The 19,707-nt window shown below is 52.7% G+C and carries 16 protein-coding genes; 6 read left to right on the top strand and 10 right to left on the bottom strand.

Annotation, left to right across the window (positions count from 1 at the left end):
• Positions 1-26 precede the first annotated feature (26 nt).
• The gene (locus AC2FID_RS18425; RefSeq protein ID WP_170408651.1) at positions 27-851 is read right to left on the bottom strand and encodes a hypothetical protein; all 825 of its coding nucleotides are present in this window, start codon (positions 849-851) and stop codon (positions 27-29) included.
• 121 nt (positions 852-972) lie between these two features.
• On the opposite strand from AC2FID_RS18425, the gene AC2FID_RS18420 reads away from it, so the two are divergent.
• Genes AC2FID_RS18420 through AC2FID_RS18405 form a run of 4 tightly spaced genes read left to right on the top strand, consistent with a single transcriptional unit; the run spans position 973 to position 6,337 of the window.
• Positions 973-1,626 carry a hypothetical protein gene (locus tag AC2FID_RS18420; protein ID WP_496838097.1) on the top strand — a complete coding sequence of 218 codons (654 nt, stop codon included), beginning with the start codon at positions 973-975 and terminating at the stop codon, positions 1,624-1,626.
• Positions 1,623-3,575, top strand: a complete 1,953-nt coding sequence (locus tag AC2FID_RS18415) for a transposase family protein (protein ID WP_496705836.1) — start codon at positions 1,623-1,625, stop codon at positions 3,573-3,575. The genes AC2FID_RS18420 and AC2FID_RS18415 overlap by 4 nt, the downstream gene beginning before the upstream one ends.
• A complete protein-coding gene (locus AC2FID_RS18410; protein ID WP_496838095.1) occupies positions 3,556-4,536 on the top strand; it encodes a TniB family NTP-binding protein in 981 nt (326 codons plus the stop codon). The genes AC2FID_RS18415 and AC2FID_RS18410 overlap by 20 nt, the downstream gene beginning before the upstream one ends.
• Positions 4,537-4,546: 10 nt before the next feature.
• Entirely contained in the window at positions 4,547-6,337 is a 1,791-nt protein-coding gene (locus AC2FID_RS18405; protein WP_496838093.1) for a TniQ family protein, read from the top strand.
• Here the strand turns inward: AC2FID_RS18405 and AC2FID_RS18400 are convergent.
• The 4 genes from AC2FID_RS18400 to AC2FID_RS18385 form a co-directional block, all read right to left on the bottom strand.
• Positions 6,334-9,702 carry a DEAD/DEAH box helicase family protein gene (locus tag AC2FID_RS18400; RefSeq protein ID WP_496838091.1) on the bottom strand — a complete coding sequence of 1,123 codons (3,369 nt, stop codon included), beginning with the start codon at positions 9,700-9,702 and terminating at the stop codon, positions 6,334-6,336. The two genes, AC2FID_RS18405 and AC2FID_RS18400, sit on opposite strands and share 4 nt — an antisense overlap.
• Before the next feature lie 408 nt (positions 9,703-10,110).
• Positions 10,111-11,058, bottom strand: a complete 948-nt coding sequence (locus tag AC2FID_RS18395) for a PhzF family phenazine biosynthesis protein (RefSeq protein WP_496714148.1) — start codon at positions 11,056-11,058, stop codon at positions 10,111-10,113.
• An 18-nt stretch (positions 11,059-11,076) separates the two neighbouring features.
• Positions 11,077-12,057 carry an alpha/beta fold hydrolase gene (locus AC2FID_RS18390; RefSeq protein ID WP_281995597.1) on the bottom strand — a complete coding sequence of 327 codons (981 nt, stop codon included), beginning with the start codon at positions 12,055-12,057 and terminating at the stop codon, positions 11,077-11,079.
• 60 nt (positions 12,058-12,117) lie between these two features.
• Positions 12,118-12,744, bottom strand: a complete 627-nt coding sequence (locus tag AC2FID_RS18385; protein ID WP_281995598.1) for a pyridoxamine 5'-phosphate oxidase family protein — start codon at positions 12,742-12,744, stop codon at positions 12,118-12,120.
• 118 nt (positions 12,745-12,862) lie between these two features.
• On the opposite strand from AC2FID_RS18385, the gene AC2FID_RS18380 reads away from it, so the two are divergent.
• A complete protein-coding gene (locus AC2FID_RS18380) occupies positions 12,863-13,792 on the top strand; it encodes a LysR family transcriptional regulator (RefSeq protein WP_496838088.1) in 930 nt (309 codons plus the stop codon).
• A gap of 19 nt (positions 13,793-13,811) precedes the next feature.
• On the opposite strand, the gene AC2FID_RS18375 is transcribed toward AC2FID_RS18380, so the two are convergent.
• The 4 genes from AC2FID_RS18375 to AC2FID_RS18360 form a co-directional block, all read right to left on the bottom strand.
• Positions 13,812-14,381, bottom strand: coding sequence for a carboxymuconolactone decarboxylase family protein (locus tag AC2FID_RS18375; RefSeq protein WP_142639617.1), 570 nt, complete (start codon positions 14,379-14,381; stop codon positions 13,812-13,814).
• A 137-nt stretch (positions 14,382-14,518) separates the two neighbouring features.
• Positions 14,519-15,004, bottom strand: a complete 486-nt coding sequence (locus AC2FID_RS18370; RefSeq protein WP_142639615.1) for a YHS domain-containing (seleno)protein — start codon at positions 15,002-15,004, stop codon at positions 14,519-14,521.
• A 48-nt stretch (positions 15,005-15,052) separates the two neighbouring features.
• Positions 15,053-15,919, bottom strand: coding sequence for a cysteine hydrolase family protein (locus AC2FID_RS18365; RefSeq protein WP_058282012.1), 867 nt, complete (start codon positions 15,917-15,919; stop codon positions 15,053-15,055).
• Between the two features lie 161 nt (positions 15,920-16,080).
• Complete coding sequence (locus AC2FID_RS18360; RefSeq protein WP_142639613.1) at positions 16,081-17,091, bottom strand: AraC family transcriptional regulator; 1,011 nt, start codon at positions 17,089-17,091, stop codon at positions 16,081-16,083.
• Positions 17,092-17,285: 194 nt separating this feature from the next.
• Here AC2FID_RS18360 and AC2FID_RS18355 point away from each other — a divergent pair, with 194 nt between their 5' ends.
• The gene (locus AC2FID_RS18355; protein ID WP_142639611.1) at positions 17,286-18,158 is read left to right on the top strand and encodes a bile acid:sodium symporter family protein; all 873 of its coding nucleotides are present in this window, start codon (positions 17,286-17,288) and stop codon (positions 18,156-18,158) included.
• A gap of 543 nt (positions 18,159-18,701) precedes the next feature.
• Here the strand turns inward: AC2FID_RS18355 and AC2FID_RS18350 are convergent.
• Positions 18,702-19,697, bottom strand: a complete 996-nt coding sequence (locus tag AC2FID_RS18350; protein ID WP_282121578.1) for a DUF1254 domain-containing protein — start codon at positions 19,695-19,697, stop codon at positions 18,702-18,704.
• Between the last annotated feature and the right edge of the window lie 10 nt (positions 19,698-19,707).

The following is a 19,707-nucleotide window of genomic DNA, read 5'->3' as shown; positions in this document are numbered from 1 at the left end:
CATAACACCCAACATTAGAGAGTGCATCATCCCAGAACTTTTAGATCTTTTGGTGCGAGCCGACTTTTCTCCGGCAATGTCCCAAATTTAATTCCTTCGATTTCGAGTTTGTCTCGTATCGCTACAAGTTCACCCAGTTTGTACTCAGATTGCTCAGGAACAACGTATAGTACTTGAGGAACCTTTCTCAAAAGAAGTGCTGCTCTTGCCAGTTGGTCAATCAAGTAGCCAGGATCAATTCTATTCCTCGGGCCTTTGATCTCAATCGCCGCAAAAGGCTCCGAGCCTTTGTATACGATTAAGTCTGTGGCAAGAGGCTCGAACGTTCTGCCTTCTCGAACAGTCAAATTTTCCACATTGAAGATGTCACTAGTGTTCTGTTTGAAAAGCATTTTTGCGTTTACTTCGAAGTCTCGGGCTCTTCGCTGGCCGCCAAAACCACCTCTAGCAATCACGACCGCAGGCTTCTCCGCCAATCGAACTTCATCAAGAATAGACTTAGTTTCCGCCTGAGATAACTCCCCTGAAAGAACGGCATCAGCTATCTCTTTGGATTTCCTAGGGTCATACCGATCTATCCTTGAAAGCAAAATAACTTGCATCATGGCCAGCCAGTCGGGCTTTGATTCAAAAAGATCGGGTCGGTTCTGTTCTAACCATTTCGCCGCGGACATCGGATTGCGAAGGCTTGCAGGCTTTGTGCCTCTAATAGCGGCAACGCTTTGGAGTGCATCGTCCGGAAACGCGTACCCGCAGGCTTGGCTGTCTTGGACAACGCGATTCAGCCACGCTCCGAGGGCAATCCAGTTTTCAGTTTTGGCCAAATCTTGAAATTCGTCTTCAGTCATCATCGGTCGCAATCATTTTATTCGCATCGAGCCCATTGCCAATGCGAATGGATGCATGTATAGAGCCCGTATGAGGATAGATCGACACGCACCCCCGACGGCCCGACGCGTTCACAAGCGCGGAATGAAAAAACGCGCTGGCAAAATGTCTGGCGTCAAGTTCCCAGGCGTCATTCAGCGCGAAAGCCAAATGGAAGCAGCACTGGTTCGTTGCATGCAGGTCGACCCTCGTGTGGTCTCGCTTAAGCCACAGCCTTGCACAATCGACATGGGAACCGGAAGAGCATTTGCAAACAAAGAAGCGGCGCTAGAGGCTTATGAAGGGCGTCGGTACAGGCCTAAGCTTTATACACCAGACCTAGAAGTCACACTTGTCGACGGCCGTTTGTTCTACTTGGACGCCAAGCACAGCGCTCACATAGATAAGAAACCTGAGTACCTGGACTATCCTTCACTTCTTGCCGAAGTCGGAATCTCGCTTGTCATTGTAACTGAGTCCTTATTGCAGGGGCCGATTGATCGAAATGCTTGGCTGCTATTGCAAGGACAAGCCGAAGAGACCGCCCCTAAACTTGCAAGCAAAATAGCGTGTCTCAAACAGCAACGTGTGACGTTCAAAGAACTAAGAGAGAACATTGGCATCCCCCAAGCGAAGATTCTTCGCCTTATTCTTGATGGCTATCTGGTGTTCGATTTTTCATGTGAAGCTCTTGGGCCATCCACGAACCTGAATACTGCGAACCGCGACCGAAGACATCTGGAGGTAATCGAATTTTGAAGCAGATTGTCAAAAGGCGGCACCAGAGAACCATCAAATATAGGGGAGAAACCTATGCTGTCGATGGAGCGATAGCTGGGCGGGATGCATATCAGATATCGAACTCCCAAGTTGATCCTTTTGAGATATCTGGACAAGAATATCGAGACCATGTGCACGATGGGCTAGTGAAGGAAGAAGGCTTCGACAAACGTCCTCGTAATGTAACCGCTAAAGATGCACGTGAAGCTCAGCTCAGACTACGCATTGTGGAAAATGCACTAAAGCTTGGGGAGGAAGGCGTTCATTGGGCAAAACGCATACCGATACTTCAACGCGAGTTCGCCGAAGAACCCACCTGCAAAATCAAGGGTAACCGTTTTCCGAGGCAATCGACTGTTCAGAATTGGGTCAAATTGTATCGGCGCGGCGGGCCGGAAGCGCTTTTGCCCAAGCACAGCAATTCAGGAAATCGTATGCCAAGGTTTGACAGCGTTTTCCACGAGATAGTGCTCGATCTATTGGAAATGCAATATACGTCGTCGGACAGACAAAATCTAACAAGTCTGTCTAGCGACGCTTATAATCAATACCAGTTGGTTTGCCATGAGAATGGCATAAAACCTGGGTGCTGCGGACGCAAGGCAGTCGAAGCGATTGTGCACACAATCCCTCATTTTGACGTTCTAAAGTGGCAACTGGGCAGTAACGAGGCGCGCCAACACATGCGAATTGCCCAAAAATACTATGATATAACAGCACCTTACGATCAAATAGAATTGGACTGCACAAAAGCTGACATAATGCTGGTTGATGATAGCGGGGAGGTAATAGGTCGGCCGTGGATTTGTGCAGCGATTGACTGTGCTACTAGTTGGATTGTCGCATTTCAGGTCTTCCTACCAGATCCATCATCAGAACATGTGGCCAAAGCTCTAAAGGAGATGATTAGCTACCCAGAGGAAGACTTTTTCGAACAGCACGAAATTGTAAACAGGAAAAAAATCGCCGCACTGCCGAAAGTGGTTGTAATGGATCAGGGTTCAGAGAACGTGGGCGAACCCATCGATGCTTTTATCGAAGTTGCTGGTGTCCATGGCCATTGGGCGCAACCTCGAAAACCCCAGGAAAAGCCGTTTATCGAAAACTTGTTCGGGGCAGTTCGAAGCAAAGTCAGCCAGCTTCCGGGTGCGACTAAGTCAAAGGCATATCCCGACCGGGATCGAACCAAAAAAGCAATGGATGAAGCCCGTCTGACGCTAAGAGTGTTCAATTCAATAATGCAACGCTGGCGCTACGACGAATATGGAAGAACTCCGAGGAGAAAAGTCCAAGACATCTTTAAACGGGGTGAAACACCTAGCGCCGCTTGGGACAGATTGGCAGATGAACACATAGTGCCAGAACCCCCGTCTTTGGACGAGCATCACGCAGCGCTGATGATCCAATCCGAATCTCGAACTCTGTGGCACTACGGTATCGAATTCGAGAGTATGCAATACAACTCTGAAGACTTGGCAAGGCTGTACCGACGACTAGGCCCGCGCCAGCGTGTTGAAATACGCTATGCTCCACTTGATGCTAGGGAAATTTTGGTCGTGGATCCGCATACAGGCGAGTTGGTGCGCGCGTCCAACAAAGCAAAAGACTTGGCAGCACTTTCTTATCGTGAGCTAAGAGAATGCCGGTCACCCAAGGCGAAACACAACGGACCAATCAAAACGGCTTTGGAGATCCACAAAGATATCCAAGCGCGCAGGACGTATAAGCAGGGCAAAAAAACTAAACTGCAAAGGAACCGCTCTGCGGAAATCGACAAGTTGCGGGCCGCTGATATGCAGAACAGAAGTTTGAAAGAACCACAACTAATTGACCAAATACGGTCAGAGGTTGGTCACAACAAGCTCGCAGTTACGAGATCAAAGAACTTGCCAAGGGTCGAAAGAAAAGATGCTGGACCAAACAACTAGTAGAGCTCTGCAAGGTGCATTCATCCGACATAGCCGCCACGAATGGGCTGTCTCGGAGATAAAACGTCTTTTGAATATTGCAGCAACCGAGGGTGGACGGATCATACCAATCTTGGGGCCGACGAGATGTGGAAAGACAGAACTGACAAAGGACTTGAAGGCACAAGTTGAAAATGACCGCCACGGCCCAAGTGCTATTCTGGTATCTTCAGATGTCATTCTGGGCCGACTTGCGCCACGGCCTTCCGAGCGGGATTATTACGGTTCCTGCTTGCGAAGCATGGGCTTTGACTTCGTAGAACGAGAGCGACCTGCCCAAATTCGAGAACGTCTCTTTCGGCTCGTAGCTGAGCACGGCATTCAAACAATCATTATCGACGAAGTGAACCATTGCGCCGAAACTCTGACTAGGCACTCGCGTCGACAAGCCGCTGATCACTTCAAGACTATTGTTGATGAAACCTCAGTCACTCTGATTTTAGCTGGGTTGCCAATGTTCGAAGCGGATATGGACAGCAACGAGCAGTTTGCGGGACGCTGTTTGAACACCATTCGAATGAACCCCTATTGGTGGAGCGTTGAGGCTGATCGTATCGCGTTCTGCGATGCAATCTTTGCTGCCTTCTATTGTCTTGAGGAGTCCGGCATCCTTTTGGAGTTTGACCAAGACGATATGGTACGGCGATTGTACGGTGTTTCCGGCGGACGTGTGCCAGTGGCGTTGGAAGTGCTGCGCGCGCCCCTGGCATTGGGTGCCCAAAATTCACAATACAGCACCAAAACGATTGCCAGGGCAGCGACGGATTCAGGCCTGGAGCGAGATCCGTATCAGTCGTTTTTTCAAGAAGAACCACCATCGGATACTGAGCTGATCAGGTCATACATCAGAGTCATGGCAGATGCTGGTCTCGAAGTAGAGCCTATGACGTCGCATGAGCTTGCGATTATGCGAGGTGTATGAGGTGCCGGGTTTGTTTGCAGTACCACCATTGAAAGGCGAGAGCCTTATCGGATACTTGCGTCGTCTAGCCCATGTAAATGGATACAGAGATGTCTCTGAATTTTTGACACGGTTCCGGCGGAAGTATGGGCGAATTCTAGTCGAGAACATCGAGCACTTTGAGCAAGAGATGGGCTTAGAGAAAGGTTTGTTGGTTACTATCTCCCCTTCTGCCAAACCTGAGTCACCCAGCTTAAACTGGCGTTTCGAGCGGCATCATAGCGATCCGATTTGCCCTTCATGTCTTGCCGATGGCTTACCCTTTCAACAAACTTGGCGTCATTACTTGGTGACAGCCTGTCACCATCACAAAACGCGTCTTCAAGATGTTTGCCCTGTCTGCAAAACCACATTGCGTCCGACGTCCGGCGGCTTTGATAAATGCAGATGTGGCTTTAGCTACTCCAATTTCCCACGGGTGGCAGCAAAGGACCACGAAGTGATCATCTCCGCCTTGATTGCGGGAGATTCAACGGTTGGCAAGCGGTTTCTTGACCTTGCAGGAGGGCGTCAGGTCCCAAAAGACATTGGCGCTTTTATTAATTTCCTAGCGAGTGGTTTCGCTCAGAACCGCACGGGCAAGTCTGGGAAAACACAAACACCCAAAAGCGTTGCAGATTCGTTGGAACTGATTGAGCCGTTGGCAACTGTATTTGACCATTGGCCAAATGGGTTCGAAGAACACGTTCGAGGGTTGATACTGGCAGGAAATTCAGAATCCAACTCTGTGCCGTCCATGCTCGGAAGCTGGTATCAAAGACTTATGAAGTTCGAAGATGATGCGTACCAGCCTTTCAGAGATGCAGTGTCGCGTGCTGCTTCAACCGAGTTCAAGGGAACCTACCTGGGAAAGCTAACGCCGTTGCAAGCTCGGGAATGGGTCTCGGCTAAACAAGCGGCCAAGGAACTGGGAATTTCTGCACAGCGCTTGGTGGCTGAGGTTCAGTCAGGTCAAATTGCCGGAAAGCAAGCCCGTAGCGGGTATGGGCACCGGCATACGATGATTCCACGCTTCGAAATTTCGAACATCTATCTGGATAGGAAGCGGTACTGGGATGGGTTGCAGGCCAGAGACTACCTTGGTGTTACAAGAAAGCAATTTGATCTGCTTCGCGCGTCAGAATTGATCCACGAGGTTGCTGCTGAATACCGTCCTCCACTTGTTGATGGCTGCATTGACGGTGAAAGCCTAAAAGAGCTCACAACAAACATTCGAAACTGCACTAAAGTTCAAGCGGGAGAAACTATTCCGTTCAATCAGCTCAACCTGAGGCGCACAACTGATCGAGCTGCTTTGATGCATGTTCTTCAGAAAATCTCCACAGGCGTTATCAAACCTGTTGTTGCGGAAGAAAACATGCGACTTGGTGAGTTTCATTTTTCAGTTTCCGACATCGACCGCGAACTTGGGACGCAGCGGTTGTCAAAAGACTGGACCGCAAATGATGTCGCAAAGTTGACGGGTTGGAAGGCTCAGGCGGTGACACATTGGTGCAAGCTGGGCCTGCTCGGATCACGCAAAGTTCCGCATGGCCCAAGCGAGTCTTTCTTGGTCAGACCGCAGCAGCTTGCGATCTTTCAAAGCGAGTACTTGCCGGTAGGTACACTGGCTAGGTCAAGAGGAACTACGTCCCGAAAACTCCTGTCTGATTTTGAGAGCAAAGGGATTGAGACCCATGGTGCGCAAATGGAAGGTAAGACGACGCGAGGACACTTGGTAAAACTGAGTGATCTGGCTTCGCTGCTGTCTGAGGCCGCCTAGTGCTCACCTGCACCATCCGAAAAGAACACCACTGAAATGCGCTGTCCAATTGCCGGTTCGTGGTCGCGTGAAACCTGCTCAGCTTCCTCGATGACCCGGACCATCTTTTCATGGATCTCAGCGGACGCCTGATGATCGCTTTCGAGCTTTTCCAGGATAACCTGAAGCGCGATGTACCCCTTGGGAAGATCCTCATAGGCGAAGCTGTCACGCACTTCGTGTTTCGCTTGTTCCCAGAAGGGATCAAGCTCACGGCTCCACGCCTCGCACACCATTTCAACGGCCGGCAGTGACAGATGGCCAAACCTCTCTTGATCACTGAGTTCGACGCCACCTTTGCGTCCCATGAACTCGGCGCAAGCTTTCATGAGGCTCTCAACGCGCGCCGGGCGCAAGTCCCACTCGGTCAGCTTGCCGATCTGCTCTGAAATCGTCTCTAGCGCTTCAGAGAGATCTTCCAGTGCCATGTGGGCGTGTTCCATGCCAAGGCTTCTGGTCCGTTCGTATGCAGTCTCCAGAGATTGCACGCAGGCTAGCTGGTCGCGTTCCAATATCAGGCCTGGCGCAGTATCCTTTAGAAGCAGCAGGCGAGGCGGAAAGAAGCTATTGCTCTTGCTAAGTCCTTTGAGATGTAGGGCCGTGAATTTCTCACGGGCCGATAGGAGCGCCAACTCGGCGCCCCAGGTTCCCTGGATTTTGGCTTTGTCGATGAGTTTGTAGCGGTCTTCGGGGATTGTTTGCTTGGTGCGTTCCAGGACGTCGTGAAAGTTGTTGTCGCGAAGCCGCCGCGGGGATCGCAGATATTCAACAACACTATCGAGGATCAGTTCTGCGTCTTCGGTGCTTTCTTCTAGGACGGCGTCGATTAACGCCTCCCCAGCCAAAGTTTTATAGTTCTCTATGCGCTGGGCGATTTTTTCGTCAGATGCAAACTGACCTACTGGCACATCAACAAGATGGTAATTGACGACCCCAAACTCACTATCGATCCGGTCGATCCTACCCAGACCTTGGATGAGCTCTTTCAGATTCGAGGTCAGGCCAAGCAACACCAGCGTGTCTGACGACTGAAGGTTGATACCTTCAGCCATCTTGTAAGTCAGAAAAACCGATGCAGATCCTTTTGGTTCGTTCTTTCCTCCAGGCCGGAAGTAAGACTCAACGGACTTTCCCTGTTTGATGCGCTTGAAGCTGTCGGAGCCATCTCCAAAGATCGCCTTCACGGCGCGATCTTCGCCCTTGGTTTGGTTTCCCACGACATAGTTGGTGTGGTGGCCTCTGCGCGACAGCGCTTCTGCAAAAATCTCGAGTGTGTCCGTCCGTTCTGCGAGAAAGACGACCCTGCTTTTTTCATTTTGTATTCTCAGGCACGCCTCATACCGCTTCTCATCAAGCTCCTTGAGAACACTGAGACCCAGTTTTTGGTTAAGAGTGTCGCATTCCTTTGTGGGTTCAGGCGCTTCTATTCCCAGTGCGGCGAACATGTCGGACTGGTCGCGGTGGGATATCTTTTTCTTCGATTTTCCACCACGCTCAAAGTCGCGAAGCGATTTTCCAATAGCTCCATGTGACATCTCCCAATGGGCCTGGGCGGCGCTCACGCGCAGAATGTTCAAAAGGTTGCGGATGTAGAGTTGGTCCTGCGTGCTTTGTTGCGTGCTGACGTGTCCGAAGCGGCTTTTCTCTACAGCGGTCACCCGACCGCCTGGCGCAAGTTCTTTGCAGAGGGCCACAATCTCATCCAGGCGCGTTTGCTGAGGCTTTGTCACCTTCAATTTCTTCGGGCGCCCGTGGTTTTCTAGTCTTGGGTAGCTGTGTTTCTTGGGATCTTCGTCCTCGCCAATGCATCGCCTTTGTCTGCGTGTCAAAAACGGCGAAACCAACTTAGCGAGTTCGGTGCGAGCCTCTCGCGTGAGCGTCGTGTCAGGCTCTGATAGGACGGCCAGTTGCGCATCCTGGTTGAAGATATCCTTAGGAACTTGGGTTTCGCGCTCGAACAATTCACCCATGGCCTGAATGAAGTGCGGCGTCATGAAAATGGACGCCCGCTTCTCCTGCATATGGGTCAACCAGTCGACATCGCGGTTCCCGAGCAGCGTCGCCGATAGACAGACGTTCCAGCTTGGCGGGGCAAGCTCAATAGCTGAGGCCATTTGAGATGCTTGTTCAAAGCCCGGAGTAACTGTGTGGCTCTCATCGATTATCAGAATGCCAAACTGATCGAGCCTGAGCCCAGATTTTTCTTCATCGCCAGCGCCACGGAGGTGTTGTTTGGCAAGTTTGCTATTTGCGACAGGTTGGAGCGAGTTTGTCGAGTACTTGCGCCAACTGGGAATAACTTTGGGCGGGGCAATTACAGCTGCATTTTTTCGCGCAACGCCATGGACGGGAGAGCGGGGAACGACTTCTGAGAATGTTTCTGACAACGCTTCGGCCAGGTGACAGCCGATCTCTGTCTTTCCTGAACCGGTTGGCGCTTCTACAAAGGCGATCCCATGGTCATAGACGATGGAACACGCCTCATAGGTCAGGTCCTGTTGATACCCAAACAGCGTATGGCTCGTGATATCTTTTCGGTCTCCGGTGAGCCAAGGTTCGAACCCTTTTTGCTCGGAGATCGTACGCGCCATCGCATCTTCAGCGGTCACCGGTTTGATGAGCTTTTCGAGTATCTCCAGCGCTTCGGTATTCCAATCGACAGATACATCCCAAGCCTGCTCAGCGGCTTCTGTGCGTTCGACCTGAAGTTCATGAGTGCCCGCATCCAGGTCATCGGCATACTCGATGTTTCTGTAGAGCCCTGAGTAGGAAAAGTTTGCGGATCCGGCGACGGCACCTTTTGGCGAGCTGACGATTTTTGAGTGTAGCCGCCGGTCCCCGGTTATCCCTAACTTGCGTTTGGCAAGCTCCGGATCGAAGACACGCAAGTCAATTTTGCCGGTTTTGATGGCGTGTTTTGCCAGCACCGCGATAAGATCGTGATCCTCTTCCACTTGAAGCCCGGAGCGCTCCAGCCAGTAGAGTTTCATTTCTTCGGTGACTGGTTTGGGGTTGGTCAGCCTTTTGGTATTAGCCGTGTCGATCCCGAACGATATCCGGATCCGGATATCGCTGTCGTTTTCCAGATCCCTCAGTTCAGGCAACTCCTTCATCAAAATCGACAGTGAAGACAAGAAGTCCTGATACCCGGTTACAATCAGACAATCCCCAGAGGTGATATGGGGCCGATAAAGATTGATGACCGGCCGGTCGATATTGGTGCCGACCTTCGCAACCGGTTCGGCACCAAGCTCGTCTTCGGGCTTTTGATTTGCTTCGGTGAGCTGCTTTGGCTTGGAACGCAGCCAATCAGGGAGTGAAAACAATGAACTAGACTTGGATTTAGGACGCTTAGTCTAATATTGATACTGCGGGCATCGTCCTTCAAGACATCACCGAAAGAAACATTCGTTTTCCTGAAACTGTCGAAAACGCGCACCGGTTTTGTGGCAGAAAGCCGGGATATCGAGATTTAACATAAGTCGCGATTATGCAGCGTTTTCGCTCTCGTCAGCCAACCACCTGCTGCACCCGAACAACGGTCAGTCGTGAAATCTAGATCAGTTGTAGCGTTGAGCCGAGAACACAAAGTGCTTGTCCGTGCCGTAAGGTCAGCGATGCGCAGGAATCCGGACTTTGCAAAATTCAGCGGACGGCCCAATTCGGACGTGGCCCGATGGGCGTCGTTGCTGCGGTGCGGCCCGCCAAGCCAGCCATTCGCCGCGAGCGCAACGCTAGAAACTAATTCGACGCGAGCACATGACCTTGCCGAAACCACCTGCCAAGAGGCCAGAGATTGTTCCATTGTCGATTTCCAGATCGACTTTTATCAGGCTCGGACTCGCCGGGTTCATAAACACCCCTTGTTCGATTTGAAATGATCGTTGAGATGATACGACAAAGTCGTGCAATACACATGCTAAGGGCCCCGCAGCCATCCCCGTCGCGGCTTCTTCCTCAATCGCGTATCGGGGCGCAAACATGCGGGTTGTAGCGTCTCGGTCGGTCGCCGATGGGTCTCTTGTGAAGACGTAGTAGCCGATCAAATCCAGTCGTTCGCTGATTTGCGTGATTTTGGCAAAATCTGGTTTCACATTGGCAAGACCATCGGCATCAGCGAGGCCGATGACAATGAAACTGTTACCGGTATTGACTAAAACCGGTGGTATTTCCTGATCAAGATGATGTCTGTTGATCCCAAGGGAGTTCAGTACATCGTCGATGCTTACACCTTTTTCCACCCAGTCCTCTGGTATCGCGTATTTTGGGGCCAGCTGTTCCATATAGGCGGCACCCTCTTTCATTAGTATGCGCCTTGGCCCATCAACTGTCTCCTTCGAGGTGTTGGGATTGGGAATCCGGCCCAGCGCGTCAAGGTGAGAGAAGGCGGCAATTGTTGCATGACCGCAATGAGCGATGCGCCTGTTCGGTGTGAAGAAATCCAGTTTGAAGCCCTCTGTCTTGGACTGCGACACAAAGGCCGTTTCGGACAATCCAACCCTTGCCGCGACGGTTTGCATATCCTGTTCGCCCAATTCATCAGCATCCAGGACGACGCCTGCGGGATTTCCACCGGCGCCACCGTCGACAAAGCCGTGTACGATTTCAACCGTTACCTGTCTGACAGTATTTGCTTGCGTATTCATTGGTTTTCTCCATACGTCGGCCGCACCTTTGAGCATGGTGCGGCCAGTTTTACGTCAGTTGCTGGCGGCGGTGATGCGGTTCAGAAAGGCGGTCATTTGCGCCGCAATCTCGGGCCCATATTCTTCCAGCGCGAAGTGACCCGTATCGAGCAGATGAAACTCGAGATCATTCAGATCGCGTTCATAGGGATAGGCGCCTTCGACCGGAAAGATGTGATCATTCTTACCCCACATCAGTAGCGCCGGGGGTTGATGCTTCCGAAACAGCGCTTGCCATTTTGGGTACTCGGCAACATTGGTGCCGTAGTCTAGGAAGAGTTCAAGTTGCACCTCTTGATTACCTTCGCGGTCGAGCAGGTATTGGACATGCCAATAATTGTCGGGACTGATCAGTTCCGGTTTTTTAACGCCGTGGGTGAACTGCCATTTGGTTGCATCCAGAGTGAGGAATCCACGAAGCTGGTCGCCGTTCTCTTGCGATGGCTCGGCCCAATAGGCTTTGATTGGATCCCAGAACTCGCGCAGCCCTTCCTCGTAAGCATTCCCGTTTTGAATGATGAAGCCGGTTACCCGCTCGGGCTGTTCCGCAAACATTCGGAAACCAACCGGGGCACCATAGTCCATCAAATAGACCGAGTACTGTTCGACTCCCTTCCGGTCGAGCAGCGATGTCATCATTTCGGAGATATTCGCGAAGGAATACTCGAAGCCTTCGGCCTTTGGCATCTCCGACGCTCCAAATCCGGGAAAATCGGGTGCGATCACGTGGTAGTGCTTGGCCAGTTCAGGGATAAGGTTGCGGAACATATGTGATGAGGTCGGAAAGCCGTGAAGCAGCAGGACAGTAGGTCTGTTTGGATCTCCTGCTTCACGATAGGCGATAGCGATGTCGCCGATTTCTTCCGTGCGGAAGCTGACAGCCTGCGTAGCTTCAATTCCAGTCTCTGCGGCGATTGCTGGCGCCGGTGTAAATGGCGCAGCAATGGAAAGTGCGAGAATGCTGGCGCTCAGGACGGATTTCAGATTGCGCGACATGGATGTTTCCTTTCTTCAGGTTACGGCGTGCGTGCTTGAACGCGCGGGGCTTGATATCGGTCAGTTTTGCTGACCCAGTGCCTCTTCGAGCCTTGCGTTTCGAGCTTTCAGTGCTTCCAGCTCAGTGCGAAGCGGGACGAGGTAATCTTCAAATTCTTCAAGGGTCAGGCGTTGGGGGATGTGCTGCGGGCAGTTCCAGTCCATCGCCTCAAGCTTGATCACAATCGCCCGCTCAGGATGAGCGCGATAGCCCGGCTCACTCAGGCGTTGCATCAGCGCCGGATCGGCATTGGCATCAATGAGTTTCGCCCGACCCCAGATCTTGAGGCGTCGCTGATTGGGATAATCCATCAGGATCAGCGAGATTCGGTCATTGCCCAGCAGATTCCCAGTGCTGAGATATTGCCGGTTGCCGAGGAAATCGGCGTAGGCAAGTGTCCGTTCATCCAACACTTTCAGAAAACCCGCTGGTCCACCGCGAAATTGTACATAGGGCCAGCCGGTTTCCGAGACTGTTGCCTGATAGAAGCCGTCTCTTTGCCCGATGAACCTGGCCTCGACCGGGCTGATTGAGTCCTCCTGACGCGTGCCGTCCAGAAACTTCGCGTAGCCGTTAGCTGACCCGTTTTTGGCCTGCGTTTCGCGAACGGAGGGCGTGAAGCTGATCTCTGCAAAGGGTCGTGCCATTGAATTCTCCATCTCGGCCTGGGCGATGCCCTGGGACTGAGGTGAAGTTAATTGGAGCTTTCAAGTTGCGGAATTTGGATACTTGGCAATATATTATTCAAAAATATGGAATAATATCTTGGACAGATTTCACGCGTTAAAAGTCTTTGTGAAGGTCGCCGAACTAAAAGGTTTCGCTGCTGCGGCCCGCGACCTCAACATGTCACCACCGACAGTGACCCGAATGGTTTCTATGCTTGAGGACAGCCTCGGGCTACGTCTTTTTGTACGCACAACGCGCTCAGTGATGCTGACTGATAGCGGGCAAAGGTTTTTTGAGGATGCCAGACGTATTCTGGCTGACCTTGAAGAGGCCGAGCGCGCCGCTGTCGGTTCCTATGCCGAACCGACCGGGGAAATTAGTGTTACTGCATCAGTCCTGTTTGGCCGTATGTTCGTCACTCCAATTTTGGGCGAATTTCTGGATCTGTATCCAAAGCTCTCAGCGCGCACGCTCTATGTGGACCGAGTGGTCAATCTGATTGATGAGGGTCTCGACGTCGGGATCAGAATTGGCAACCTCGCTGATTCCAGTTTGATGGCTGTCAGGTGTGGTACGGTGAGGCAGGTCGCGTTTGCTTCCCGTAAATATCTTGACCAATATGGCGAACCAGATACGCCCGATGATTTATCCTGCCATGCAATCATTAATTCAACTGCCTTGAATGCATCGGCCCAATGGCATTTTCAACGGGGCAGAAAGACTGTCACCAAACGCATGAGCCCACGCATCAGCATGAACACAAATGACGCTGTGATCGAGTTGGCCTTGCAAGGTCATGGTGTCGGGCGGCTTCTGTCCTATCAAGTCGCACCCTACATTGCAGATGGGCGGCTCAAGACTGTTCTAAAGTCGTATGAACCACCCGAAGTCCCCATCCATCTTGTGCATCAAGAGGGACGAACCGTGTCTGCGAAGGTGCGCACCTTTGTTGACTTTGCTGTCGGACGTCTAAAATCAGATCCCCTTCTTGCCGGGAATCAAACACAGGTCCAAAAGCAAGATTAACAAATGGGCGGGCGTCGCGCTATTCAGCCACTGCCGCGACCGAGGCGATCCATGCATTTGGCACAAAGGCATCATCCAACGCGGTTTCCGCCACATGGTTCGTATAGTTCGACAGGGTTTTCAACGCTGTGCCGAGGATGACTTCCAGCATAGATCGGCGTGTGTAACCAGCCGTCAGAAACGCTTCGACCTGTGCGTCGCTGGGCCAGCCTCGGCTTTCGTTGATCACGATGGCGAATTTGCGCAGTGCTTCCAATTTGGGGTCGGCGATAGGGCTGCCATCGCGTAACGCTGCGATCACGTCTTCGGGGACACCGGCCATCTGTGAAAGAGTGGTATGGGCGGCCATGCAGTACTTGCACCCGTTCAACCGGTTGTTAGTCATAAGGATGATCTGGCGCTCAGTCTCTGACAGGCTGGTCTTTCCAAAGATGCTGGAAAGTGTCGTATAGCCTTCCAAAATTGCGGGCGCTTCGGCCATGGCCGCATAAAGGTTGGGTACAAAACCATATCCTTTCAGCGATGCTTCCAGAATTGGTTTCGCGGCATCAGGGGCTGAGGCGATTGTATATGTCTCAAAATCAGTCATGTCTGGTTTCCTTTGGGAAGAGTTTTCGACACACGCGAATTGTCATTGCGGACAGGGTGTCTTGGAGAAATGCCGGCCTTTTGGGGAGGGGAGAGGCAGCGGTGGCTCCGACCGGCAAAAGCCACCAAATTCCTCGATCAAAGGCTGCCGACAGGCGTGTGGTGGATGTCTGCCCACTTGGCATGGGCGCCTTGGATCACGGTCTCTTTGTCCTCAAGGTACTTCTTGAAGATTTCTTCATTCACAAAGAGATAGAGCTTGTCGTCCACGATATCGGCATACCGAACATCGCCATCAAGCTTCTTGCCTACATAGACGCCAAAGGCGCAGAACCCGCCGAATTGAGGCAGATGTGCCGTCGGATCCGCCTCGAATGTGGCTTTCGCTGCCTGCGACGCAAAATAGTAGTCCACTCCATCATGGGCCGATGTAAAAGTGGCGTTGCCCATTTCGGGTATTTCGGCTTCAAACATCGATACAGGATCGACGCCATGCATGCCGAGGGGCTGCCCAGTCAAGGTAAGACTGTTCGAAACGTTGTATTCATCGTCAGCCAATGCCGCCGCCGCCAGGGCGAGAGTCAACGCTGTTGTAAGCGTGGGAAATGTAAAGATGCGTGTCATGATATGTCCTTTCAGGATGCTAGGATCAAATTTGAAGATCGATTTGGGTCAGGCCGATTGGCCAATGCGCTCAACCGCGTCGTCGGTCCACCAGACGCCGTTGGCGACCATGCGGAAGTTGATGATGGCGGCGAGATACCCGTCACCTTCAGGCACCTTGGCCCCGGCTGTGGCATCGCGAACGACAGCGACTTCGTAGCCCAGCTCCAGCAGCTCGTAGAGATGCGCCTGCGTACACAGGTTCGCCGACATCCCCGCGAGGATCACCTTGTCGATCTTGCGTTTACGCAATTGCAGGTTCAGGTCATTCTGAGCAGGGCTGTAAACCTTGTGTGGCGAGCAAATGATGGTTTCGCCATCCTCGATGTACTTCTTGTATTGCGGCATCCAGTCGGCACCTGAGCCCTCGAAGTTGTCCAAATTGAGCGGTCCCAGGCGGTCAAACATGCCGATGCTGTGCATCGTCGCTTCCAGAGTGCCCTCGAACTCCCATTTGTGGTCATGTGGGTAGTAATAGTGGGGCGAGATGAAGACCGGCATCCCCGCAGCCTTGGCGGCAATGAAAAGCCGTTCGATATTGTCGACCGTGCCCTGTTCGGTCACGCTTTCGCCAACGACGCCCCACGTCACACCGTCCTCTGACAAAAAATCAATCTGGGGGTCGGTCACCACAAGCGCAGTACGCCCCGGCTCGATGGTCATGTCGATTTGGGGAAGGCCTGGATTTTCCGGGTCAGCATAGTAGGCGCGTGCTTCGTCGGTCGCGGCAAGGGCCTGCCCGCCAGCCACTATTGTTGTACCTGCCGCGGCCGCACCGGCGGCTTGTTGCAAGAGTCGCCGGCGCGCCATATCAACGCGTTCGGGCGTGACGTCGCAAGCGCAGCTTGCTCCATGTTTGTGGTCATGATTGCTCATTGCAAATTTCCTTTGTCTGAGAGGGGCAAATGGGTTTGCTTTACTCGGCAGCGCCCCAGGTGGATCTGACAAAGAAGAAGTTATGCACCACATCGATTGAGGTATCGGCCCGCCCTGCCAAGGTTTTGGCCGAACCTGCCATGTGGTATTGAGGTGTGTGCCTAGTCGGAGGTCGCCTGCTGCCTGAATCGTGCCGGAGCCTGGCCAACCCAGCGCTTGAAGGCGCGGCTGAACGTGCTCTGTTCCGAAAACCCGGTCATAAAGGCGATCTCGGCTATGGAAGCCTTACCGTCACGGAGCAGGTCACGAGCAAGTGCAACTTGTGCCTGACCAAGAACGTCGCGATAGGTCAGCCCTTCCTCGGCCAACCTGCGGTAAAGCGTGCGCTCGCTCATTCCCATCTCTTGTGCGACATGCGCTGCTTGCGGCGCGCCGTTACTCAGGGCCGGTGTAAGCCGGTGGACAATTGCTTGGCTCAGTGAGGTGTCGTCATCGCGAGAGTTGAACTCCTCATCCAGGTGCTTCGTCATGAAATCTGACAAGCCCGGATCGCCAAGACGATTTTCGCTTTCCAGCATAGCAGGGCGCATAGCAATGGCGTTGTGGGCGCTCCCAAATCGAACCGGGCACCCGAAATATTCGGCGTAACGCTCTGGTTCTTGTCTGCATGGATGCTGAAACGTGACATATGCGAGCGACAACCCATCACCCACAAACCGATGCATGTTCCTCGCAAAGGCCGCAAGCGCGCATTCGTTGCGCAGCTCCAAGGCAGCGCGATGTGATGTTTGTCCCTCAAAAATCCAAAGGACCGGATCGCCGGTTTCATCAAGTCTGTAAACTGCGGTGTCCGTTACGAGACGAAAATAACGCTCGATCCGTTGCAAAGATTGCCGCAAGGTCGGAGCTGTCTTTACGGCTAGGCCAAGGACGCCGAGATCATCGGTCGCAATCGCGTTCGCATAGGCCTCAACCAACGCGGCCTCGTCCGCTTGTTGCGTACGAATCCAATCGATCAGATCGAAATACGCATCATCCGCCAATTGGCCGTCTTGAGCTTCTGGTAGACGCAGCACGACAGCGCCATTCGAAATCAGGGCGCCATCGTCGTTTAGCGTCATCCCGGCGGCGTTGGCCATCGCGCGGGCGAATGCGTAAGTTACACTTGCCATACAGTGAGATTAGCACTGGAAAGCTCTTTCACGCCAGATCGTCCAACCCTGTGATAGGTATAATAAATAGAGACAGCCTCGATCTTCGGGCGCTTGAGGATAAATGCGCCAAACTGATAACACTCGTCATCAGGTTTTCTGAACGGTATCGTCCGAAAGCGTGCGGAAGCATGCAGCCATAGAGGTCATGGTAGATGGGCGAAATTTTCATATCTGTGCTGCTGCCGCTCGCAGTTGTTGTCATCATGTTCTGCCTTGGCCTCGGACTCACAGCGGCTGACTTTCAACGCATCGGACGACGTCCACGGGCCTTTTGCGTCGGCGCTCTCAACCAGATCATTTTGCTGCCTTGCATCGCTTTGATGGTGACTTTTATCTTTGGGATTTCCGCTGAGGCAGCCGTTGGCATCATGATTTTAGCGGCCTGTCCGGGCGGGGTGATCAGTAACATCGTGACCAAGCTTTCGAATTGGGATGTCGCTTTGTCCGTTACTCTTACAGCAGTCTTCAGTCTGACTTGTGTCGTTACCGTACCGCTCATCCTGGGGTTTTCGATGCAGATGTTCATGGGGGCAACTGCGCCCGCTATCGACATTTCTTCGACGGCTTTAGCAATGTTTTTTTTAACAGCTTCACCGATCCTAGCCGGGGTGATCGCGCGATCCTTGGCGCCGCGAATTGTAGCTGCGGTCGAACCAATCTTTAGCAAGGTCTCTATGCTACTTTTTGCGATGGTCATCGGAGGCGCTATCATTTCAAACTGGGTGGTGGTCGCGGATAACTACCTTAGGCTTGGACCCGCACTTTTTGTTGTAGGTGCGTCACTCACGTTTATTGGCATCATGAGTTCAGGGATGCTCGGATGCACAGACATCGAGGCGAAGACGATTTCAATTGAGACCGGCGTTCAAAACGGAGCTTTGGGAATCGCAATTGCTACTTTGCTGTTGCCTAACACCAATGGGTTAAGCGAATATGCCATACCATCCGCAATTTATAGCGTGGTCTGGATCGTAACAATGTTGCCTGTCTTCGCCCTCCTTGCGCGAAGAAGCCCAATTTCATGATCCTGACGCCTATTCGCTAGCTTTGGTTATGCGCTGAGCCAAGCCCCTTTGTTTCCATGCCAGAGCGCCGTCTGGTCAAAGAGCGACCAAGGAGCTCCAAAGCCCGTTGTGGAACGGCCGCTTTGGCGATTTTCCCTGTTGAAGGGAAGAGCTGTTGTTGCCAGTGCGGTGGATCCTGCGTCAGCGAAGGTGTAGACGCCAAGGTCAGTTTTGTCCGCAAGTCGGAATTGCAAAGTCTTGGATTAAGTGTCCGGATTGGGCTGGACCTGCCAAACATGCAAGCCGCGGATAATGGCCGCATCGAGCCCACTTTGACCGATGCTGATCGATGCCCCAATGACAGAAATGCGCAGATAGCGACCTTTGCAAAGTTTCGCGGACGGCCCAAACCGGACCTTCTAAAATAGGCTTTTCAGCTCCGGGTTGCGGACCTTTCCGACCTTGATGGCCGTTCGGTAAATAGCCGCTTCCGTCCCACAGCTGAACATGGCGATGAATTCCGCGCATGTCAGCTTTGAGCCACGATTTTGGGCCGAGCCCAAGTCAGTCCACAGGCTCGAAAGCCGGGAAGGTCCAACTGCCGTCCAGAATTTCGGAGCGTGGTTCGTAAAGGCGGACGGTGTAGTTCCAGCCGGGTGAAATCGGGATACAGTTGGCCCGGCCATCGTCACAGCCACCAAAATGGATCAGGTAGGCCCCATTATCGTCTGGTGTTGCTGTGAAGTTGTTGTAACTGTTCACCCCCATACCGTTAGGTTCCAGGTAGCCGTCGGCATTGTAGATGGTGATGGACCAGAACGCGTCCACCGGGACGTCCTTGACGGTCACGGCGTGTGGGGTTTCGCCATCATTTTCGGAAACGCTGTCGATGACATAAGACGCAGCAGTGAACGGCAGGCCACCCCAACCAGCGGCAGCGCCGACAAGGTGGTCAATGGGCCGTGTCTCGTCTTTGGTGCCAAACGCATATTTTGAATTAAAGCCAAGCACCGCGACATCACTCAGCGCCTTGCGCGCCACCCCAAGGTTATCCAGGTTCCAATCCGGCGCCTCGTATGGTCCTTTGCCGCCGCCGCTTGTTTTGATCGCGTCCTGCGCGGCATGGGCCTTTGCGATGTCGTCAGGGTTGGTGACATCAACGAATGTACGGAAGGCCACGAAGGCAAAGCGGGTGCCGACCTCTTCTTCGGTCAGCCTGTAGGTCCCGGGTCTTGCCTCAGCGAACATATAGTGATCCTGATTGACCAAATGCATCGACTGATACCGCCCGCCCAGGTCAGGCAGCGTGATCTCCACAGGCTTTGACAGGTCCACCACAAGTCCGGAATACAGAGTATCCTGATTCATCCGGATCGTTGGCTGATCCTCGGTGGTCGTTGGTTCGCGCAGGTGATGCAACTCGCCCACGCCAAAGCCGAAGGTCTTCATGTTGCCCCGGATATTAAAATCCGACTCGGCGCGTACAAAGTTTTCAACAGTGACGTTTTCGGCCAAAACAAACGTCGGAGCGCACAGGACGAAGGCAAGTAGAGCTTTCATGGTCTGTTCC

Source organism: Ruegeria sp. CDSC068 (assembly GCF_059610545.1).
Note: the sequence above shows the minus strand (reverse complement) of the source record. Positions and strands in the feature narration are given on the sequence as shown.

Bases quoted from the DNA above. Each gene is read 5' to 3' on its own strand.
- AC2FID_RS18425 (WP_170408651.1), bottom strand. From the start codon at position 851: ATGATGACTGAAGACGAATTTCAAGATTTGGCCAAAACTGAAAACTGG.
- AC2FID_RS18420 (WP_496838097.1), top strand. From the start codon at position 973: ATGAAAAAACGCGCTGGCAAAATGTCTGGCGTCAAGTTCCCAGGCGTC.
- AC2FID_RS18410 (WP_496838095.1), top strand. From the start codon at position 3,556: ATGCTGGACCAAACAACTAGTAGAGCTCTGCAAGGTGCATTCATCCGA.
- AC2FID_RS18395 (WP_496714148.1), bottom strand. From the start codon at position 11,058: ATGCTCAAAGGTGCGGCCGACGTATGGAGAAAACCAATGAATACGCAA.
- AC2FID_RS18390 (WP_281995597.1), bottom strand. From the start codon at position 12,057: ATGTCGCGCAATCTGAAATCCGTCCTGAGCGCCAGCATTCTCGCACTT.
- AC2FID_RS18385 (WP_281995598.1), bottom strand. From the start codon at position 12,744: ATGGCACGACCCTTTGCAGAGATCAGCTTCACGCCCTCCGTTCGCGAA.
- AC2FID_RS18375 (WP_142639617.1), bottom strand. From the start codon at position 14,381: ATGACTGATTTTGAGACATATACAATCGCCTCAGCCCCTGATGCCGCG.
- AC2FID_RS18370 (WP_142639615.1), bottom strand. From the start codon at position 15,004: ATGACACGCATCTTTACATTTCCCACGCTTACAACAGCGTTGACTCTC.
- AC2FID_RS18365 (WP_058282012.1), bottom strand. From the start codon at position 15,919: ATGAGCAATCATGACCACAAACATGGAGCAAGCTGCGCTTGCGACGTC.
- AC2FID_RS18360 (WP_142639613.1), bottom strand. From the start codon at position 17,091: ATGGCAAGTGTAACTTACGCATTCGCCCGCGCGATGGCCAACGCCGCC.
- AC2FID_RS18355 (WP_142639611.1), top strand. From the start codon at position 17,286: ATGGGCGAAATTTTCATATCTGTGCTGCTGCCGCTCGCAGTTGTTGTC.
- AC2FID_RS18350 (WP_282121578.1), bottom strand. From the start codon at position 19,697: ATGAAAGCTCTACTTGCCTTCGTCCTGTGCGCTCCGACGTTTGTTTTG.